Here is a 20,047-nt window from a genome sequence, read left to right on the forward strand (position 1 = left end):
CCAGGGCGGGAGGGAGGGGAGGCAGCACGAGGCGGTGGGGGAGGCGCGACCGCGGGGAGGCGGGGGCAGGGAACACCCATGGCTCGGGGAGGGGAGGCTCGCGGAGGGAACTGGGGGAACGGGCGCGCGTACGCGCACGCGTAGGAGGGCGAGCGCTCGGTGGTGGGGCACTGGCCCGGGTGCTCGAATGAACCTGGCCCCCGGTGACTGGGGACACAGGGGTTCGGTTTGCCTGGGGTCTGGGCGGGGGGTAATGTTCTCCAGGTCGCCGCGAGTCGGTGAGCGGCCCGAGAGGGCCGACTCGAGCCGGGTCGCGATCACAGACATCCTCTCCGAAACACAGCGGTTCAAGCACTGCTCGGGCCATGTAAACTCGGAGAGTCGCTTCAAGGAAACGAGCAAAAGCCGCAAGGCAGCAACTCGGAACCAAACGAAGCAAAACGGGCTTTACCCCGATCTGGTCAACACAAACCGCCGATTTGGCGGGGCGCGGAACACCTGATAAAGTAAAGACACAACAAAGCGAAGAAGCCGCTAAAGCGGTGGAAACGCAGAGGCCTTCTCCGGAAGAGCAGACGGAACCTTGAGGTTCTGGCGCTTGTACGGGAAGAGCGATTGTTTCTTGAGAACTCAACAGCGCGTGTTTGATTTTCTTTAAGCCATGTTTGTTTTGGCCCCGACGCACTTCGGTGCGTAGGGTTCCTTTGATTAACCAACGCGAGTTGGTTGGTCAGGATTTCTTCTAGGTTTACTCGCCCCAGGCTGACCTCTGGTCGCCGGGACGGGTTGTTTGACCTTTATGGAGAGTTTGATCCTGGCTCAGGACGAACGCTGGCGGCGTGCTTAACACATGCAAGTCGAGCGGTAAGGCCCTTCGGGGTACACGAGCGGCGAACGGGTGAGTAACACGTGAGCAACCTGCCCCTGACTCCGGGATAAGCGGTGGAAACGCCGTCTAATACCGGATACGACCCGCCACCTCATGGTGGAGGGTGGAAAGTTTTATCGGTCAGGGATGGGCTCGCGGCCTATCAGCTTGTTGGTGGGGTAACGGCCTACCAAGGCGATTACGGGTAGCCGGCCTGAGAGGGCGACCGGCCACACTGGGACTGAGACACGGCCCAGACTCCTGCGGGAGGCAGCAGTGGGGAATATTGCACAATGGGCGAAAGCCTGATGCAGCGACGCCGCGTGGGGGATGACGGCCTTCGGGTTGTAAACCTCTTTTACCACCAACGCAGGCTCCACGTTCTCGTGGGGTTGACGGTAGGTGGGGAATAAGGACCGGCTAACTACGTGCCAGCAGCCGCGGTAATACGTAGGGTCCGAGCGTTGTCCGGAATTATTGGGCGTAAAGAGCTCGTAGGCGGCATGTCGCGTCTGCTGTGAAAGACCGGGGCTTAACTCCGGTTCTGCAGTGGATACGGGCATGCTAGAGGTAGGTAGGGGAGACTGGAATTCCTGGTGTAGCGGTGAAATGCGCAGATATCAGGAGGAACACCGGTGGCGAAGGCGGGTCTCTGGGCCTTACCTGACGCTGAGGAGCGAAAGCATGGGGAGCGAACAGGATTAGATACCCTGGTAGTCCATGCCGTAAACGTTGGGCGCTAGGTGTGGGGACTTTCCACGGTTTCCGCGCCGTAGCTAACGCATTAAGCGCCCCGCCTGGGGAGTACGGCCGCAAGGCTAAAACTCAAAGGAATTGACGGGGGCCCGCACAAGCGGCGGAGCATGTTGCTTAATTCGACGCAACGCGAAGAACCTTACCAAGGTTTGACATCACCCGTGGACCTGTAGAGATACAGGGTCATTTAGTTGGTGGGTGACAGGTGGTGCATGGCTGTCGTCAGCTCGTGTCGTGAGATGTTGGGTTAAGTCCCGCAACGAGCGCAACCCTTGTTCCATGTTGCCAGCACGTAATGGTGGGGACTCATGGGAGACTGCCGGGGTCAACTCGGAGGAAGGTGGGGACGACGTCAAGTCATCATGCCCCTTATGTCTTGGGCTGCAAACATGCTACAATGGCCGGTACAATGGGCGTGCGATACCGTAAGGTGGAGCGAATCCCTTAAAGCCGGTCTCAGTTCGGATTGGGGTCTGCAACTCGACCCCATGAAGGTGGAGTCGCTAGTAATCGCGGATCAGCAACGCCGCGGTGAATACGTTCCCGGGCCTTGTACACACCGCCCGTCACGTCATGAAAGTCGGCAACACCCGAAACTTGTGGCCTAACCCTTCGGGGAGGGAATGAGTGAAGGTGGGGCTGGCGATTGGGACGAAGTCGTAACAAGGTAGCCGTACCGGAAGGTGCGGCTGGATCACCTCCTTTCTAAGGAGTCTTTTGAAGACCAACACCTTTCTATCGTTGGTCGGACTCGAAAGTGGACCTCACATCCTTCGGGGTGATGGGGAGTGGCTCATAGAAAATTGAACTTAACCTCCGGCGACTAGAAGCGTCGGGGGGCGCGCTGTTGGGTATCTGAGGAAGCAATCCTTGTGGTTGGTTCCCGCTACCACCTCCAGTAACTCCCACGATCCTGGCCCTTGCGGGTTGGGTTTGTGGTTTGAGGTAGGGGAGTTTGTGGTTGGTGTTTTGATTTGTGAATAGTGTGCGCGAGCATCTTATTATCTGTAGTGGCCAAGTGATAGTGGCACACGGTGGATGCCTTGGCATCAGGCGCCGATGAAGGACGTGGGAGGCCACGATAGGCCGCGGGGAGCTGTCAACCGAGCTTTGATCCGCGGGTGTCCGAATGGGGAAACCTAGCCCGAGTTGTGTCGGGTTGCCGCTACCTGAATGTATAGGGTAGTTGGTGGTGACGCGGGGAAGTGAAACATCTCAGTACCCGTAGGAAGAGTAAACAACAGTGATTCTCCTAGTAGTGGTGAGCGAACGGGGAAGAGGCTAAACCGTGCGCGTGTGATAGACGACAGTCGTTGCGTGTGCGGGGTTGTGGGATGCATCTTTTCAGGTCTGTCGGCCTGGAGCGCTGATGATTTTTCTAGCTGAATCCGTTGGGAAGCGGTACCGGAGTGGGTGAGAGTCCCGTAGGTGAAGGAAGAGTCTAGGTGTTGATGTTCTCCCGAGTAGCGCGGAGCCCGAGAAATTCCGTGTGAATCTGGCAGGACCACCTGCTAAGCCAAAATACGTCCTGATGACCGATAGTGCACTAGTACCGTGAGGGAAAGGTGAAAAGTGCCCCGGTGAGGGGTCGTGAAATAGTACCTGAAACCGTGTGCTGTCAAGCCGTCAGAGCAGTCCTTCGGGGTTGTGATGGCGTGCCTTTTGAAGAATGAGCCTGCGAGTCATGGTGTGTGGCGAGGTTAACCCGGGTGGGGTAGCCGTAGGGAAACCGAGTCTGAATAGGGCGTTTGAGTCGCATGCTGTGGACCCGAAGCGGAGTGATCTACCCATGTCCAGGGTGAAGCGGGGGTAAGACCTCGTGGAGGCCCGAACCCACCAGAGTTGAAAATCTGGGGGATGAGGTGTGGGTAGGGGTGAAAGGCCAATCAAACTCCGTGATAGCTGGTTCTCCCCGAAATGCATTTAGGTGCAGCGTCGCGTGTTTCTTGCTGGAGGTAGAGCTACTGTTTGGCTGATGGGCCCTACAAGGTTACTGACGTCAGACAAACTCCGAATGCCGGTTAAGTGAAGCGTGGCAGTGAGACTGCGGGGGATAAGCTTCGTAGTCGAGAGGGAAACAGCCCAGATCATCAGCTAAGGCCCCTAAGCGTGTGCTAAGTGGGAAAGGTTGTGGAGTTGCCCAGACAACCAGGAGGTTGGCTTAGAAGCAGCCATCCTTTAAAGAGTGCGTAATAGCTCACTGGTCAAGTGGTTCTGCGCCGATAATGTAGCGGGGCTTAAGTACACCGCCGAAGCTGTGAAGTCCAAGTTTATTCTTGGGTTGGTAGGGGAGCGTCGTGCATCCAGTGAAGCTGCCGAGTGATCGAGTGGTGGAGGGTGTGCGAGTGAGAATGCAGGCATGAGTAGCGAAAGCAACGTGAGAAACGTTGCCGCCGATTGACTAAGGGTTCCTGGGGCAGGTTAATCCGCCCAGGGTGAGTCTGGACCTAAGGCGAGGCCGACAGGCGTAGTCGATGGATAACGGGTTGATATTCCCGTACCCGTGCACGAGCGTCCAGTATCGAATCAGGTGATGCTAACCACGCTGGTTCTTGGTGGTCCCTTCGGGGAGTGCCTCTGAACTGGTCTGGGACCCGAGCTTGTAGTAGGTAAGTGATGGGGTGACGCAGGAGGGTAGCTCTACCCGGCGGTGGTTGTCCGGGGGTAAGCGTGTAGGCCGAGGGGTAGGTAAATCCGCCTCTCATGAAGGTTGAGACGTGATGCCGAGCCGTTTTTGGCGAAGTGAGTGATCCCATGCTGTCGAGAAAAGCCTCTAGCGAGTTCGTGTGTGGCCAGTACCCTAAACCGACGCAGGTGGTCAGGTAGAGAATACCGAGGCGTTCGGGTGAACCATGGTTAAGGAACTCGGCAAATTGTCCCCGTAACTTTGGGAGAAGGGGAGCCCTGTCCGGTGAAGAAGCATGCCTTCGGAGCTGGGTGGGGTCGCAGATAGCGGGGGGAAGCGACTGTTTATTAAAAACACAGGTCCGTGCGAAGTCGTAAGACGCTGTATACGGACTGACGCCTGCCCGGTGCTGGAACGTTAAGAGGACTGGTTAGTGGGTTTCGGCCCGCGAAGCTAGGAATCTAAGCGCCAGTAAACGGCGGTGGTAACTATAACCATCCTAAGGTAGCGAAATTCCTTGTCGGGTAAGTTCCGACCTGCACGAATGGCGTAACGACTTCCCCACTGTCTCAACCATGGGCCCGGTGAAATTGCACTACGAGTAAAGATGCTCGTTTCGCGCAGCAGGACGGAAAGACCCCGGGACCTTCACTATAGCTTGACATTGGTGTTTGGGATGGTTTGTGTAGGATAGGTGGGAGCCTGTGAGACTGTCACGCTAGTGGCGGTGGAGGCGTTGGTGAAATACCACTCTGACTGTTTCGGGCATCTAACTTTGGACCGTGATCCGGTTCGGGGACAGTGTCTGGTGGGTAGTTTAACTGGGGCGGTTGCCTCCCAAAGAGTAACGGAGGCGCCCAAAGGTTCCCTCAGCCTGGTTGGTAATCAGGTGTTGAGTGTAAGTGCACAAGGGAGCTTGACTGTGAGACGGACGTGTCGAGCAGGAGCGAAAGCTGGGACTAGTGATCCGGCACCGGCGTGTGGAAGCGGTGTCGCTCAACGGCTAAAAGGTACCCCGGGGATAACAGGCTGATCTTCCCCAAGAGTCCATATCGACGGGATGGTTTGGCACCTCGATGTCGGCTCGTCGCATCCTGGGGCTGGAGTTGGTCCCAAGGGTTGGGCTGTTCGCCCATTAAAGCGGCACGCGAGCTGGGTTTAGAACGTCGTGAGACAGTTCGGTCCCTATCCGCTGTGCGCGTTGGAGACTTGAGAAGGGCTGTCCCTAGTACGAGAGGACCGGGACGGACGAACCTCTGGTGTGCCAGTTGTCCTGCCAAGGGCATGGCTGGTTGGCTACGTTCGGGAGAGATAACCGCTGAAAGCATCTAAGCGGGAAGCTTGCTTCGAGATGAGGTCTCCTGCCTCCTTGAGAGGGTAAGACTCCCTGTAGACGACAGGGTTGATAGGCCGGGTGTGGAAGCCTTGTGAGGGGTGGAGCTGACCGGTACTAATAGGTCGAGGGCTTGTCCGCTGCAGATAATTGGATGTTCGCGCACACTTTGTTCACGAAGCTTGCTCGTGGCTGTCATTCCCTTTCGGGGTTGAGTGGTGGTTGTGGGTGTTGGTTTCCGTGGTGGTTTTGGCAGGAGGGTCACACCCGGTCTCATTCCGAACCCGGTCGTTAAGTCTCCTTGCGCTGATGGTACTGCCCTGTGATGGGGTGGGAGAGTAGGTCGCCGCCACGGTTTTTCTTGGAAGGGGAGGGGAAGGGTTCACGCCTTGGGGTGTGGGTTCTTCTCCTTCTCTTTTTTGTTGCCCTGGTTTGTGCGTTTGTGAATTGTGAGTTTGGGTGGTGGCCCTGAATCCCTGGGGGGGGGTGGTGTGGGTGGGTGGCCTCGACGGTGGGGGGTTGCGGTGGCGGGAATCCTCTACGGCCAACCCGCTTCTCCCGTTAGCTAAAGGTAGTCACGTGCGGGTCACACCGTACCCCTTGGGGTTTCTCGGTCTATTCAGGGCGGGGCGGGTGGATGGTGCTCTGCCCGCACCGCACTTGGCGGACGAGCGGAACAGTGGCACGACTGGTAGTTCAGGGCCAAGTACGGACACGGGCCACCCCCCAGGACAACCGATGTGTTCTAGAGATGCGTGTCCCCACCACTGGCGAAAACCCCCGCCGTCCGAGCGCCGCCCACCGCACTCCCGCCAACCCGCACCACCCAGCAAAGCGCGCACCCTCACCTCTGTACCCCGCTGTGTCTGAGGGGAATGGCGCCGTGCACGTTCAACCACCGGACACAGAGCTTCAAGCAAACCCCCAGGGGCCGAGGAAGTTACACACCTGCACGTACACACCCCCCAGTGGTTGAGGGGGGTTGGTGCCTGGCCGGTTACCACAGCGGATGGCTGGGGTTCGAGCACACCCCAGGGGCTGAGGAAGCTTCGCACCAGCACGTGCGCAACCCCGGTGGTTGAGGGGGAAGGCGTCCTGCGGGATCAACGACCGGGTGAAGGTTGAAGCACACCCCCTGGGGCTGAGGGGAACAGGGCGTGGTCGCGCTTCACGCCCCGTGGGGTGTGAGCCTCTGGGGGCACGGGCCCCGGGGCAGGGGGTTGTGCTCCTGGAGGTCAGTCCTCGTCGGCTTCAGGTGAGTCGATGAGCTGCCGCAGCAGCGCAACGAAGTCGTCCTCGCTCATCCCGGACCAGTCCACGTGCTCGTTCATGTTCAGCGGTCTCCCCCAACTTCTTCGTCCGTAAGCCTGTGTGTGGCGTATTGGTTCGAGAAGTCTGGGTTAACGGAGAGTTGGCGCAGGTGGGAGAGGTGGCCGGAAGGGGTCAGACCCGCTGTTGGAGGGCACCGCGGCACTCGGGGCAGCGGCAGCGCTTGTTGTAGCCGGTGACGCTGCCGTGGGGGAGGGACGGGTCCCGCTGGCTGGTGAGCGTGGCGTCGAGCTGTTCGCCGAAGGGCTTGAGGACTCGCGCCGTCGAGAAGACCTGCTTCGGGCTGATGTCCAGCTCCTTGGCGGCGTCGTCGATGTGCTTACCCATGCGGAGTTTCGCGATCAGGCGTGACCGGGTGCTCGGAGGCATCTGGGCCTCCGCGTTCGCGATCAACTGCTCTGCGTCGTCAAGCGGGTAGCTCATGGGTTTCCTCTATGTGTGCGGGTACGCCCTCAAGCATCGTACGCGCTATCCAACTGTGGGTTCGTGTGTGGTGGATGTGGCTACTTATCGTAACAAACCGGAAGTTTTGGCTTTGCGGACCGTCTCGTAATGCATCGAATCGGTCGCTCTTTTCTAGAAACTCATTGCTAGATGCTAGGTGTCGTGTTTCGCTGATACTCCCGACACTCTGCGTCATTGGATCAGTGCTATGACGAGCCCCACTGTTCGCCGGCGGAGGCTGTCCGCCGAACTCCGACGTCGCCGTGTCCAGGCGGGCATGACCCTCAACGACGTGGCCGAGGAGCTGGAGTGGTCTCCGGCCAAGCTGGGCCACATCGAGACCGGGATCCGCAAGTGGCCCTCGGTCATGGAGATCTCCGCGCTGCTGCGCCTGTACGGGGTCACCGGGGGGCAGCGGGAGGCCGTTCTGACGCTGGTGCGTGAATCGCGTCTGCGCCCCTGGTGGACCGAGTACGAGGACGTGCTGTCCTCCGCGTACGTGGGCAACGAGGCCGGGGCCGTCTCGTTGAGGTCCTACGCGGGGATCCTGGTGCCGGACCTGTTGCAGACCCCCGACTACACGGCGGCCCTGGCGCGGCGGCTGGGGCACGGGGAGCACGCGGCCGAGCGGATGGTCGCGGCCTACCTCAAACGCCAGGAGATCCTCGACTCAGGGTCCCTGGGGCACTACCACGCGGTGGTCGAGGAGGACGCCCTGCTCCGTGTCTCGGGTGACCTGGGGCTGCTTCGCGGGCAGACGAAGCGGATCGTCGAGCTCGCCACCGGGTCCGAGCACGTGACGGTGCAGCTGCTGCCGACTTCGGCGGGGCCCCATCCGGGGTTGGCCGGGCCGTTCTCCATCCTGGAGTTCGAGGAGGACGAGGCCGACCTCGCGTACGTGGAGGCGACCCAGGGCGGCGGGATCGTCGAGGCCGAGGAGGCGCTCCGGTCGTGCCGGAGGGTGTGGGACGAACTCACCCGGATCGCGGCCTCGCCCCAGGCCACGGTGGGGATTCTGGGGCGGATGGCCCTGTTGACCTGACCGTACGGAACCCCCTCAGTGCGGATCAGGGGAAGAAGACGGTGTGAATCGGTCCACCATGGCAGGGACCGCCCGCCATGGCTTGCTAGTCTGCTAGGTGACAACCTCATAAAGTTGCCCATGGAGCCCCCGCCCACGGCGGGTGCCCGTGCGTACGACCGGTTTTCCAACAGAGAAAGGGTCCGGACAGTGAAGAAGATCATCGTTCTGGCGCTGGTGGCCCTCGGGGCTTTCGCCGTCTACCGCAAGATCCAGGCGGACCGCGCCGAGCTCGACCTGTGGACTGAAGCCACCGCGGCCAGCGAGAGCTGATCACCGGCCGAGAGCCTTCCAGGTGACACGAAGACGTGGGTGGGCCGACAATCCCGTGGTGCGACCCACGGCTTTGTGCTGCGTAGCCCCAGGGTCCGGGTCCTCCCGGCGTGACCGGGGCTCCGATGCGGGTATGCTCTCCAGGTGACCTGCGGGTCCGAAGGGGCCATAGCTCAGCTGGCAGAGCGCCGGTTTTGCATACCGGAGGTCAGGGGTTCGACTCCCCTTGGCTCCACCCTTGAAGCGGTCCTGTGCTCGGCACAGGGCCGCTTCGTCGTGTCCGGGAACCATTCGTGCCGAAATCCCGGCGCTGGAACCTTTCGCCGCGTTGGATGGGATGCGCGGGAAGGGCCTCGCGAAAAATTCCCCTAGGTTACTAAACGGTAGTTCTGTATCCGTTCGTGTGGGAGTGAATTGGGGGACCTGTGTGGTTGCCCGGCACGTCTGTCCGGGGGGTCCGCATAGCCCGATCGGGTGGGGTCGGTGACAGCCTGTCCTGTTGCGGCATCCCCGTCACAGTGGGGACAGTCGCAGCTCGGATGGCGTGAATCCGCAGGTCATCATGGTTTTCTGGGAATGGTCTGAGACCGACCTTTCATTGTGGTTGCGTGGGGGCGCCCGTATCACATGTGGTGACTCTCCGTGTGTGTATGATGACACTTCCTGGAGAGGCAATGGTCCTAGTGGGCCATATGAGAAATAGGCCTCTTGGGGCCTGTTGGTGAACTCCGGCAATCCGTAGTTTCGACACCAACGACAACGAGAAACACAGCGCGCCGAAACGAGAGACCCCCGAAGGCGAGCCGTGCGGCCCCCCGCCCGGCCTCGTACACCGTCCTCGCGTAGGCCCGCTGTTCTCGTCCACCGGCGGCCGTGCCGCCCGGTGGGATTCGAACACCACACATGCTGATCTTGGGAGTGGGGCAACATGTGGAATGAGAAGATGGCCGCCCGAGCCAAGTGCCGTGAAATCGACCCTGACGCCCTGTTCGTTCAGGGTGCCGCGCAGAACCGCGCGAAGCTGATCTGCCGGGGCTGCCCGGTGCGTACCCAGTGCCTCGCCGAGGCGCTGGACAGTCGGATCGAGTTCGGTGTCTGGGGAGGCATGACCGAACGCGAGCGCCGTGCCCTGCTGCGTCGGCGCAAGGACGTCACCAGCTGGTTCGACCTGCTCACCAGCGCCGAGCGGCGCTACGAGGAGGAGCGGACCGAGGAGGAGCCCGCGCGGACCGGGGTGCCCGCCGCCGCGCGACAGTGAGGTGAGACCCGTCTGGGAGGGGAGCCCGGACGGATGACGGTGTGGGGAGCGGCGTTCCGACCAAAGTCGATGCCCGCATCCTCCCTTCGGGGGAGGAGCGGATCAGGGGAGGATCAGGGACGCCCCCCATACCCGCACCGCTCGTGATGCCGCATGATGGAGGGGGCGCGGCCATCCTCGTACGGCCGTGCTCGTCGGAGCACACTGGGAGTGGGGATGGCCGTGCAGAACCCTCAGAGACGGAATCCGTGGGAGCCGGCCGTGCCGGAGCCGCAGATCCGGCTGACCCACGCCGACCGCGACGCCGTGGCCGAGGTTCTCCGTGAGGCCTACTCGCAGGGGCAACTGGACGAGGACGAGTTCGGTGACCGGCTCGACCGGGCCATGCGGGCCAAGATCAGCGGGGACCTCGTGCCGCTCACGTCCGACCTGGGGATCAGCGTCTCGCCCGGCGGTACGGGTCGGGCCCCCAGGACCGACGGCGCCCGGCAGGACGGCAAGCTGACCACCGACAACCCGATGGAGAAGGTCGGGGCGGCCGCCGGACACCTGTCCGCGTTCTTCCTGCCCTTCCTGGCCCCGCTGGTGCTGCTGCTCGTCGGCGGGGAGCTGTCGCCCTACCTGCGGCGGCAGGCCATGGAGGCGCTCAACTTCCAGCTCTTCTGCCTGGTGAGCGCGATCGTGAGCGTCCTGCTCGTCTGGCTGGTGCTCCCGGCCCTGGTCCTGGTCGGCGTCTTCCTCGGCTGGTTCATCCTGCCGATCATCGCCGCAGCCGGGGCCCTGATGGGCCGGGACTGGCGGTACCCGCTGGTCTACCGCCTGATCAAGGAGAACTGAGGCCGCGTCGAGACCTCGACGCGGCTCTCAGGGCACCACCGGTCGGCGGGCCCCTCCCGGAGGGGCTCCGCCCTCACCGGGAGGGGGATGTCAGGTCCGGGACGTCAGTCGTCCTTGGCGGCGCGTACGGTCTCCTTCGCCTTGGCCTTGGTGGCCTTGGCGGTGTCCGTCGCCTTCTCCTCCAGGTGCTCGCGGGTCTCGCGGACCTGCTCGCGGGCCTGGTCCAGGTGCTCCTGCCACTCGGCGTCCTGCGAGGCCTGGCGCATGCGGATGAGCGAGTACACGATCACGCCGCCGACCACGGCGGCGCCACCGATCAGGACACCCCGGGGAACACGGCGGTTCCCGCGCCGGAGCAGGCGCAGCCCCCGGCGGCTCGGCTTCGGGTCGATCCGCTGCGCGGCCGTGGTCAGCAGCCCGGCCACCCGGGGCGCCACAGTGTCCTCGACACGCTGCGCGGCGGTCTCCAGCCGGGGAGCGGTCCAGCCACGCGCCTGGAGGAGCCTGAGCGCTGCCTGGTCCCGTGCCTGGTCGGCGTAGGGGCCGAACTTGTCGGCCTGCTCCTTGGCCAGGTCCTGTAGGCGGGCGAGAGTCGCCTCGGCCTCCTTGCGGGCCTTGCGACGCTTGGCAGTGATGGGCACGTCGTCAGCTCCTTCGATCGATCTCAGGTTCGTTGCCACCCGGCGGTGCCGACGTGTGCGGCCCCCTCGGGCTTCCCGTCGTCCTTCCCCGTTATCCGGGTGTTATCTCAACATACGTCCTCTGCGTCTGTGATCTACGTTTCGACACCGTCGAGCGTGGATCGGGTTCAGGCGAAACGCGGTGGCCGGACGGGTAACGTGAGCACGTAAATCTCGCTCGACCGAAAGGCACTGAGGTGTCGGACTCCACGGGTCAGCCCACCGCGCGGCTGAACACCTCCAAGGGAACCATCGTCGTCAAGCTCTTCGAGGCGCAGGCGCCGGAGACGGTCGCCAACTTCATCGGGCTGGCCGACGGTTCCAAGCAGTGGGTGGACCCCACCACGGGCAAGCCCTCCAACAGCAGCCTCTACGAGGGCACGGTCTTCCACCGCGTCATCGACGGCTTCATGATCCAGGGCGGGGACCCGCTGGGCACCGGCCGCGGCGGCCCCGGCTACAAGTTCGGGGACGAGTTCCACCCCGACCTCACCTTCGACCGCCCCTTCCTGCTGGCCATGGCCAACGCGGGTCCGGGCACCAACGGCTCGCAGTTCTTCATCACCGTCGGTGAGCCGTACTGGCTCAACGGCCGTCACACCATCTTCGGCGAGGTCGTCGAGGGCAGTGACGTCGTCACCGAGATCACCAAGGTCTCGACCGACGCGCAGGACCGTCCCCACGAGGACGTGGTGATCAACAGCGTCGAGATCACCCGCTAGAGCGGGCACCACAGCGGTGACACCAGAGGAGTGACGACCCACCCATGACCGCGTACCCCCCTCCGCCAGGAACCCCGTCCGCGTCCGGCTCCGAGCCGGGAGCGCCCCGTACCTGTTACCGGCACTCCGGCCGGGAGACCGGCGTCAGCTGCACACGGTGCTCGCGGCCGATCTGCCCGGACTGCATGGTCGAGGCGTCGGTCGGGTTCCAGTGCCCCGAGTGCGTGGCGGAGGGGAACCGGAGGGTGCGCTCCGCGCGGACCACCTTCGGCGGCAGGATCGTCCAGAAGCCGTACGTGACCTGGACGATCCTGGCCCTGATGGCGGTGGGCTTCCTCGCGCAGCTCGGCACCTCCGACCCGGTCGGCCAGGCCGGGCGGTCGCCGCTGGTCGTCGAGTTCGGGATGCACGGCTTCGCGACGATCCTGCAACACGAGTGGTACCGGCTGGTCACCGCGGCCTTCCTGCACGGCGGGGTGATGCACCTGCTGTTCAACGGGTACGCGATGTTCCTCCTGGGGCAGCAGCTGGAGCGCTGGCTCGGGCACGGCCGGTTCCTCGCGTTGTGGGTGGCGGGGGCCCTGGCCGGTTCCGTGACGAGCGCGCTCTTCGCGCCCGGCCAGCTCTCGGTGGGCGCCTCCGGCGCGATCTTCGCCCTCTTCGGGGCGGTCTTCGTGCTCGGTCGGCGCCTGCGGCTGGACATGCGGATGATCCTGGTCCTGCTGGCGCTCAACCTGGGCATCACGTTCCTGGTCCCCGGCATCTCCTGGACGGCGCACATCGGCGGGCTCGTGGCGGGGCTGGCCCTCGGCGCGGTCTTCGCCTACCTGCCGACCCGGAAGGGCGGGGAGGGACAGCGGACCCTGACGCACGCGCTCCTCGTGGCGGCCTTCGTGGTCCTGCTGTTCGCGCTGTTGTTCGTGGCGCCGCAGCTCTGGTTCACCGTGCTGCCCGTCTGATCCAGGAAGAGGCCCCCGGAGCGTGTTCTCCGGGGGCCTCTTCCCTGCCACGCCAGCGCCTGTTTCCGGGCATGCGAACAGAGCTACCCACAGCCTGTGGATAACCCTGTGGAAAACTGATCAAGGCTGGTCGAACGCCCACGGGGGGCGTTGGTGCCGTTGTCGGACCCCGCTCGGGTCAGGGGGCGCCGCGCGGGCGCGCGGCGGGGGCGGTCAGTGCCAGCGCGTGGACAGGATGACGGCCACGATGATCCCGCTGAAGCCGATCAGCAGGTTCCAGTTGTGCCAGTCCTGCATGTAGGGCACCTGGGAACCCGCGATGTAGTAGACCGCGATCCAGAGAATGCCCAGGATGAAGAAGCCCAGCATCGTCGGGACGAGCCAACGCGGACTGACCTTCGGCTTCTCTTTGGAAGGAGGCGGCGTGTAGACAGCCTTCTTCTTGCGGTCGCTGCGGGACTTGGGCACGGTCGTTGCTCCAAGGTTGTGCGGAGGTTCGGAACGCACACAGTCTACGCGTCGGGTGGGGCGCGCGTCACTGGAGGAAGGTTCCAATACCCCAACGGCCCCGGGGATCCGCGCCCACGCACACGACGGCGGGCGGGGCCCCTTTCGGAGCACCCGCCCGCCGTCGTGACCGTCCTAGCCCCTGCGGAAGACGAACTCGTCCCCGCCCGGCGGCGGCCAGTCGGGGAAGCTCGGCACGCCCGGCTCCTCCGGGTCGGTCGGCTCCTCCGGGTCCGTGGGCTCCTCGGGGTCGGTGGGCTGCTCGGCCGGGGCCACCGCGAGCGTCACCGTCACCGTGGTGCCCGTGTTCACCGTCTGCCCCGCGCCGGGCGACTGGTTGATGACCGTGCCCTCCGGGGAGTCGGCGTTCTCCTGCTCCTGGAAGTCGCCGCTCAGCCCCGCCGAGCTCAACGCGTTCTCCGCCTGCTCACGGGTCATCCTCTGGAGGTCGGGCACCCCCACCTGGTCGGGGCCGGAGGAGATGATCAGCGTGATCTCGTCGGAGGGGTCGGCGTCCGTGCCGGAACCGGGCTCGGTACCCACCGCGTAGCCCTCGGCGACGTTCTCGTTCGCCCTGCGGTCCGTGGTGACGTTCTCGAAGCCCACGTCGTTGAGCGTGGAGATCGCGTCGGCCTCCGACTGGTTCTCCACGTTGGGGACCTCCAGCTCACCGGGGCCCGAGGAGACGTAGATGACGATGGAGGCGGTGGCCTCGATCTCGGAGCCGGCCGACGGGTCGGTCTCGATGACCGTGCCCTCCTCGACCTCGTCGTCGGACCTCTCCTCGGATCGGTGGTTCTCGAACCCCTCCTCGGTGAGCTGGGCCTCCGCCTCCGGCAGCGTGCTCCCGGCCAGCTCGGGCACGGCCAGCGTCTCGACGTCGTCCCCGCCGCCCTGGCTCATGAGGAAGAAGACGAGGATGATCGAGCCGATCACGCCCAGACCCAGCAGGGTCCACAGGATCGCCTTGCCCGCGCCGCCCTTCTTCTCGTCCCGGTAGTCGTCGTAGTCGTCGTCGTAGTCGTCGTACCCGCGGTCGTCGGCGGGCGGCAGCGCCGTGGTCGCCCCGGCCGCGGCCATCGCCATGGTGCCCGCCTGGGTGGGCATCCCGGCCAGGCCGCGCTGGATGTCCGCGCGCATCTCGGCGGCGTTCTGGTACCGCTCCTCGCGGTCCTTGGTCATCGCGCGGAGGGTGACGTCCTCCAGCCACTCCGGGATCTGCCCGTCCACCTCTGACGGAGGCACCGGGTCCTCGCGGACGTGCTGGTAGGCGATCGACACGGGGGAGTCGCCGGTGAACGGCGGACGGTTGGTGAGCAGCTCGTAGAGCACGCAACCGGTGGAGTAGATGTCGCTGCGCGGGTCGACCCGCTCACCGCGCGCCTGCTCGGGGGAGAGGTACTGCGCGGTGCCGATGACCTGGGAGGTCTGGGTCATCGTCGCCTGGTTGTCGTCCATCGACCGGGCGATACCGAAGTCCATCACCTTGACTTCGGCGTTCTTGGTCAGCATCACGTTGGCGGGCTTGATGTCCCGGTGGACGATCCCGTTGTCGTGGCTGTACTCCAGGGCCTTGAGGATGCCGTCCACCAGCTCCGCCGAACGCTCCGGCAGCAGCTTGCGGTCGTCGTCCAGGAGCTCCTTGAGCGTGCGCCCGTCAACGAACTCCATGACGATGTACGGGATGGAGACCCCGTCGATCATGTCCTCGCCGGTGTCGTACACCGCGATGATCGCCGGGTGGTTCAGGGACGCCGCCGACTGCGCCTCCCTACGGAAGCGCGCCTGGAAGATGTGGTCGCGTGCCAGGTCGTGCCGGAGCGTCTTGATGGCGACGAGCCGGTCGAGCCGGAGGTCGCGTGCGCGGTGTACCTCGGCCATGCCGCCGCGCCCGACCACCGTGTCGAGTTCGTAGCGGCCACCGAGGAGCCGGGGCTGGGACATGTCGTGCACTCATCCTCGTGTCATCCGGAAGCCGCCCGCGGGCCGCCGCCTACCCTGATCGTCGTCTCTGGCTCGTTACCTGTTCACGGAGCGTTGCCGGGGTTCTCCTGGCCGGGGTTGGGAGGGTTCTCGCCACCGCCCTCGGGCGGCGTCTCCGGGTCCGTGCCCCCCGGTTCCTCGGTTCCGGGCTCCTCCTCGGACCCGTCGTTCTCGTCGTCCTCGGGGACGGTCGGCTCCTCCTCGCCCTCGTCGGGAAGGGGGCTCTCCGTCTCCTCCCAGCCACCGGTGTCGGGTGTCCAGTGCGGTGTGTCGTCCACCGGCGGAGGCGCCTCGATCTCCTCGTCCGGGTCGTCGTCCTCGCTGGGGGAGGGGGACGGGGAGACCTCGGACGTCGGGGGCTTCGTGCTGTCGTTGACGTTCTGGGTGTCGCGGTCCGGGTTGAACACGAACCCCGCCACGGCCGCGGCCACGATCAGGATGGTCGCGGCCACCGCGGCCAACACCACGGGGGTCCGGACGCGTCGCTCGGTACCCGAACCCTCGGCCAGACTAGCCGAGTCGCCTGCCTGAACAGGGGTTACGGCCGACTGCCCGGCGGTTCGCCGCACGGTTCCGGACGGTCCGGTACGGGGGCCGTCCGGGATGGAACCGACCACCGCGGTCTGGGCCATGCCGTGGAAGCCGGTCGAGGGCGTGGGCGGACCGGTGCCCGCGTTGGAGCGGATCACCGCGGCCAGGTGGGCGACCTCGCCCGCCGAGGAGGGACGGTCCTCCGGGTCCTTCTGCAACAGCGAGAAGACCAGGTCGTCGATATCGGCGGGGACGTACTCGGGAAGCTCGGGCGGGTCGTCACGGGTGTGCGCGAGGGCCAGGGCCACGGGGCTGTCCCCGGTGAACGGGGGTGTCCCGGCCAGGCACTCGTAGGCCACCACACCGAGCGCGTACAGGTCGGAGGCGGCGCTCGCGGGCCGCCCCGACGCCTGCTCGGGAGAGATGTACTGCGCGGTGCCCATGACCATGCCGGTCTGGGTCAGGGTGACCGATGTGTCGCCGCGGGCGATACCGAAGTCGGTCAGCTTGAGCTGGCCGTCCTCGGTCACCAGCAGGTTCCCGGGCTTGATGTCGCGGTGCACCACACCGCGCGCGTGCGCCGCGGCGAGCGCCTTGGCCGCCTGGCACACGAAGTCGAGGGTCTGGTCGGAGCTGAGCGGGCCCTGCTCGCGCAGGACCTGCGAGAGCGGCTCGCTGACCACGAGTTCCATGATCAGGAACGCGCGGCCGTCCTCCTCGCCGTAGTCGAAGACCTGGGCGATGCCCGGGTGGGACAGACCGGCGGTGATTCTGCCCTCGGTCCGGAAACGCTCTCGTGCCGTCGGCTCGGCCATCTGGGCCGGGTGCAGCAGCTTCACCGCGACGGAACGGTTGAGCAGTGTGTCGGTCGCCCGCCACACGGTGCCCATACCGCCGGAGCCGATCTGCTCCTCCAGGCGGTAACGGTTGCTCAGAACGGCCCCGGCCAGTCCACCGGGGCCGTTCTGGGAAGACGGCTCGTAGGCGCTCACTACTGGACCACTGCCTCCATCATCTGGCGGGCGATCGGCGCGGCGAGTTCGCCACCGCTGCCGCCGCCGTGCTCGATCACCACGGCGACCGCGACCTGCGGGTCGTCCGCGGGTGCGAATCCGATGTACCAGTTGTGGGTTCCGCTCTCACCGCCGGTCTCGGCGGTACCCGTCTTGCCCGCCACCTCCATGCCCGGGATGGCTCCGTTGGTGCCGGACCCGCCCGGTTCGGTCACCAGGACCATCATGTCGGTGAGGGTGGACGCGGTGCTGGCGCTCATGGCCTGGCTGTACACCTCGGGGCTGGTCTGGGTGACCACCGAACGGTCGGCGTCCCGCACCGAGTCGACCAGGTACGGGTGCATGACCTCGCCGGAGTTGGCCACACCGGCGGCGACCATGGCCATCTGGAGCGGCGTCGCCTCGACGTTGGACTGCCCGATGCCCGCGCGGCCCAGGATGTTGCGGTCGTCCTCGACCGGGGCCAGGCTCGGGACTGCCTCCAGCGGCACCTCCAGGGGGTCGCGCTCGTCGGCCGTCTTGGAGAAGCCGAACGCCGACGCCTGGTCCGCGAGGGCCTGCCCGCCCATCTCGATCGCCCAGTTGGCCATCGAGGTGTTGCAGGAGATCTGGATGGAGTGGGCCAGGGTGTCCGGCTGCCCGTTGTTGCAGGTGCCGCCGGGGGTCGCGTTGGGGAGCGGGTGCCCCAGCTCCAGGACGTTCGGCGCGTCCATGGTGCTGTCCGGACCGGCGTCCAGGTGCTCGATGGCGGCGGCGGCCGTCACGACCTTGAACGTCGAACCCGGGGGGTAGCGCTCGCGCAGCGCCCGGTTGAGCAGCGGCTGGTTGGGGTCGTTCTCCAGGGCCACGTAGTTCTCGTTGGCCTCGGTGACGTCGGTGATGCTGGAGACGTCGTTGCCGTCGTAGGACGGGTAGGAGACCGAACCGAGGATGGCCCCGGTGGTCGGGTCCAGTGCGACGGCGGCGCCGTTCTTGCCCAGCGACTCGAAGCCCTTGAAACCGGCCTCCTGGACCGCCGGATCGATGGTGAGCTCCACCCGCGCGCCCTCGGGCTCGCGGCCCGTGATGACGTCGCGGAAGTTCCGCACGGCGAGGCGTTCGTCGCTGCCGTCCAGCAGGGCGTTCTCGTAGTACTCGACTCCCGAGGCGCCGAACCGGCGGAACGAGCCCACGACCGGCGTGTACATGGTGCCGCCGACGTACTCGCGCTGGTAGCGCGCCGGGTCGCCCTCCTCGGCGACGTTCGTGGAGGAGGCGACGTTCTCGTCACCGATGACGATCGGACCGCGCTGCTCGCTGAGGCGCTCGGTGTACTGGCGGCCGTTCAGCGGGTCCTCGCGGATCGCCTCGGCCTGGAACCCCTGGATGTAGGTGAGCTGGAGCATCAGCGCGCCGAACAGGATCATCGCGAAGACGCTGAGGCGTCGGATGGGTGTGTTCATCGTCGGATCACCTGGGTGGCCCCCTCGTCCTGGATGGCCTGCGGCGCCGGGCGCCGCGCGTTGTCGCTCATCCGGAGCAACAGGCCGATCATCAGCCAGCTGGCCATGAGGGCGGAGCCGCCCGCGGCCATGAAGGGCGTGGTCATACCTGTCAGCGGAATGAGCCGGGTGAGACCGCCGAGCACCACGAACACCTGGAAGCACATGACGAAGGCCAGGCCGCTCGCGAGCATCTTGACGAACAGCTCACGGGAGGCCAGGGCGATCCGCATGCCCCGCTCCACCAGGATGAAGATGACGGCGAGGATCGCCATGACGCCGGTCAGCCCCAGGTCCTCCGAGAGGGAGGCCAGGATGAAGTCGCTGTCCGCGGCGAAGATGAGGTGGGCCTGGCCGCCGCCCATGCCGGTGCCGAACAGGCCGCCGTAGGCCATGCCGATCTGGCCCTGCACCAGCTGCATGCTGCCGCCCAGACGGTCGTAGACCTCCTGGTCGAAGGCGTGGAACCAGATGTCGACGCGCTGGCGGAAGTGCCAGAAGAGCTGGAAGGCGAGCGCGGCCGCCCCGAGGAACACGGTCAGGCCGATGATCACCCAGGAGGAGCGCTGCGTGGCGACGTACAGCATCGCCAGGAACGTGCCGAAGAGCAGCAGCGAGGTGCCGAGGTCCTTGGTGATGACCAGCAGGCCGATCGCGGCGACCCAGCCGACGACCATCGGCATGAAGTCGCGGGCGCGCGGCAGGTCCATGATCTTGAACCGGCCGATCTTCACCTGCTTCGCCGCCAGCGACAGCACCTGCCGTTTGGTGACCAGATAGGACGCCAGGAAGATCACCAGGGCGATCTTGGCGAACTCGGAGGGCTGGAGGGTGCGGCCAGCGATGCCGATCCACCGGCGGGCGCCGTACTCGGAGACGCCCAGACCCGGGACCATCGGCAGTGCGATGAGGATCAGGGCGGCCAGGGCGCTGATGTAGGTGTAGCGCTGGAGGACCCGCGGTTCCTTGAGGAAGAACAGCAGGAGCATGCACATGACCATGCCGACCGCGGTCCAGATCAGCTGCATGCCGACGCCGGCGTGCTCGATCTCGCCGGAGTCGGCGGCGTCCAGACGCCAGATCATCGCGACGCCGATGCCGTTCAGGAACAGCGCGCACGGAAGGATCAGGGGGTCGGCGTAGGGGGCGATGAAGCGCAGTGCCACGTGGGTGGCGAGCGCCAGGGCGCCGAAGATGAGGCCGTAGCCCCACATGGCTCCGGGGACCTGGCCGTTGAGGTTCAGACCGGAGATCGCCATCGCACCCATGGTGATGACGACGGTGATGCCGATCAGGACCAGCTCCGCGTTGCGGCGCTGGATCGGGGGGAGTGCCGTGGGCGCCTCGGGCGCGGTGGTACTCACAG

Annotated in this window: 13 protein-coding genes, 1 tRNA gene and 3 rRNA genes; 10 read left to right on the forward strand and 7 right to left on the reverse strand. The window is 65.1% G+C overall.

Features of this window, described 5'->3' with window-relative positions; translation table 11 throughout:
- Positions 1–796: 796 nt before the first annotated feature.
- The 3 genes from AC0VYL_RS00240 (at position 797) to rrf (ending at position 5,938) form a co-directional block, all read left to right on the forward strand.
- A 16S ribosomal RNA gene (locus tag AC0VYL_RS00240) occupies positions 797–2,329 on the forward strand.
- Positions 2,330–2,635: 306 nt separating this feature from the next.
- Positions 2,636–5,725 (forward strand): 23S ribosomal RNA (locus tag AC0VYL_RS00245).
- A gap of 97 nt (positions 5,726–5,822) precedes the next feature.
- Positions 5,823–5,938 (forward strand): 5S ribosomal RNA (gene rrf / locus AC0VYL_RS00250).
- Together the 16S, 23S and 5S rRNA genes form the textbook arrangement of a ribosomal RNA operon.
- Before the next feature lie 1,088 nt (positions 5,939–7,026).
- Here rrf and AC0VYL_RS00255 read toward each other — a convergent pair.
- Positions 7,027–7,335, reverse strand: coding sequence for a hypothetical protein (locus tag AC0VYL_RS00255; protein ID WP_017546622.1), 309 nt, complete (start codon positions 7,333–7,335; stop codon positions 7,027–7,029).
- A gap of 229 nt (positions 7,336–7,564) precedes the next feature.
- Here AC0VYL_RS00255 and AC0VYL_RS00260 point away from each other — a divergent pair, with 229 nt between their 5' ends.
- From AC0VYL_RS00260 to AC0VYL_RS00280, 5 genes are all read left to right on the forward strand, one after another.
- Complete coding sequence (locus AC0VYL_RS00260) at positions 7,565–8,398, forward strand: helix-turn-helix domain-containing protein (RefSeq protein ID WP_475457621.1); 834 nt, start codon at positions 7,565–7,567, stop codon at positions 8,396–8,398.
- Positions 8,399–8,587: 189 nt separating this feature from the next.
- Entirely contained in the window at positions 8,588–8,710 is a 123-nt protein-coding gene (locus AC0VYL_RS00265) for a DLW-39 family protein (RefSeq protein WP_014912962.1), read from the forward strand.
- A 162-nt stretch (positions 8,711–8,872) separates the two neighbouring features.
- Positions 8,873–8,945 (forward strand) — tRNA-Ala (locus AC0VYL_RS00270).
- Between the two features lie 693 nt (positions 8,946–9,638).
- Positions 9,639–9,968 carry a WhiB family transcriptional regulator gene (locus AC0VYL_RS00275; RefSeq protein ID WP_475457623.1) on the forward strand — a complete coding sequence of 110 codons (330 nt, stop codon included), beginning with the start codon at positions 9,639–9,641 and terminating at the stop codon, positions 9,966–9,968.
- A 216-nt stretch (positions 9,969–10,184) separates the two neighbouring features.
- Positions 10,185–10,805, forward strand: a complete 621-nt coding sequence (locus AC0VYL_RS00280) for a magnetosome magnetite crystal formation protein family (RefSeq protein ID WP_475457626.1) — start codon at positions 10,185–10,187, stop codon at positions 10,803–10,805.
- A gap of 104 nt (positions 10,806–10,909) precedes the next feature.
- Here AC0VYL_RS00280 and AC0VYL_RS00285 read toward each other — a convergent pair whose 3' ends face one another.
- On the reverse strand, positions 10,910–11,446 hold the full coding sequence (locus AC0VYL_RS00285) for a hypothetical protein (RefSeq protein ID WP_475457628.1): 537 nt from the start codon (positions 11,444–11,446) through the stop codon (positions 10,910–10,912).
- 236 nt (positions 11,447–11,682) lie between these two features.
- Here AC0VYL_RS00285 and AC0VYL_RS00290 point away from each other — a divergent pair, with 236 nt between their 5' ends.
- Positions 11,683–12,207 carry a peptidylprolyl isomerase gene (locus AC0VYL_RS00290; protein ID WP_475457630.1) on the forward strand — a complete coding sequence of 175 codons (525 nt, stop codon included), beginning with the start codon at positions 11,683–11,685 and terminating at the stop codon, positions 12,205–12,207.
- A 44-nt stretch (positions 12,208–12,251) separates the two neighbouring features.
- A complete protein-coding gene (locus tag AC0VYL_RS00295; protein WP_475457632.1) occupies positions 12,252–13,166 on the forward strand; it encodes a rhomboid family intramembrane serine protease in 915 nt (304 codons plus the stop codon).
- A gap of 213 nt (positions 13,167–13,379) precedes the next feature.
- On the opposite strand, the gene AC0VYL_RS00300 is transcribed toward AC0VYL_RS00295, so the two are convergent.
- The 5 genes from AC0VYL_RS00300 to AC0VYL_RS00320 all read right to left on the reverse strand — a co-directional run bounded on the left by AC0VYL_RS00300 (position 13,380) and on the right by AC0VYL_RS00320 (position 20,045).
- Positions 13,380–13,634 carry a cell division protein CrgA gene (locus AC0VYL_RS00300; RefSeq protein WP_378743313.1) on the reverse strand — a complete coding sequence of 85 codons (255 nt, stop codon included), beginning with the start codon at positions 13,632–13,634 and terminating at the stop codon, positions 13,380–13,382.
- Between the two features lie 174 nt (positions 13,635–13,808).
- Positions 13,809–15,617, reverse strand: a complete 1,809-nt coding sequence (gene pknB / locus AC0VYL_RS00305; protein ID WP_475457634.1) for a Stk1 family PASTA domain-containing Ser/Thr kinase — start codon at positions 15,615–15,617, stop codon at positions 13,809–13,811.
- An 83-nt stretch (positions 15,618–15,700) separates the two neighbouring features.
- Positions 15,701–17,179: a serine/threonine-protein kinase gene (locus AC0VYL_RS00310; protein ID WP_475457636.1), complete on the reverse strand. Its 1,479-nt coding sequence runs from the start codon at positions 17,177–17,179 to the stop codon at positions 15,701–15,703.
- Entirely contained in the window at positions 17,179–18,642 is a 1,464-nt protein-coding gene (locus AC0VYL_RS00315; RefSeq protein ID WP_475457638.1) for a peptidoglycan D,D-transpeptidase FtsI family protein, read from the reverse strand. Before AC0VYL_RS00315 ends, AC0VYL_RS00310 begins: the two co-directional genes overlap by 1 nt.
- Complete coding sequence (locus AC0VYL_RS00320; protein ID WP_475457640.1) at positions 18,639–20,045, reverse strand: FtsW/RodA/SpoVE family cell cycle protein; 1,407 nt, start codon at positions 20,043–20,045, stop codon at positions 18,639–18,641. The genes AC0VYL_RS00315 and AC0VYL_RS00320 overlap by 4 nt, the downstream gene beginning before the upstream one ends.
- Positions 20,046–20,047 lie beyond the last annotated feature (2 nt).

It is taken from the genome of Nocardiopsis sp. iso_238, from assembly GCF_056173325.1.

What these genes read in the sequence shown, in the direction of transcription:
- AC0VYL_RS00255 (WP_017546622.1), bottom strand. Translation starts at nt 7,335, where the DNA reads ATGAGCTACCCGCTTGACGACGCAGAGCAGTTGATCGCGAACGCGGAG.
- AC0VYL_RS00260 (WP_475457621.1), top strand. Translation starts at nt 7,565, where the DNA reads ATGACGAGCCCCACTGTTCGCCGGCGGAGGCTGTCCGCCGAACTCCGA.
- AC0VYL_RS00275 (WP_475457623.1), top strand. Translation starts at nt 9,639, where the DNA reads ATGTGGAATGAGAAGATGGCCGCCCGAGCCAAGTGCCGTGAAATCGAC.
- AC0VYL_RS00280 (WP_475457626.1), top strand. Translation starts at nt 10,185, where the DNA reads ATGGCCGTGCAGAACCCTCAGAGACGGAATCCGTGGGAGCCGGCCGTG.
- AC0VYL_RS00295 (WP_475457632.1), top strand. Translation starts at nt 12,252, where the DNA reads ATGACCGCGTACCCCCCTCCGCCAGGAACCCCGTCCGCGTCCGGCTCC.
- pknB (WP_475457634.1), bottom strand. Translation starts at nt 15,617, where the DNA reads ATGTCCCAGCCCCGGCTCCTCGGTGGCCGCTACGAACTCGACACGGTG.
- AC0VYL_RS00315 (WP_475457638.1), bottom strand. Translation starts at nt 18,642, where the DNA reads ATGAACACACCCATCCGACGCCTCAGCGTCTTCGCGATGATCCTGTTC.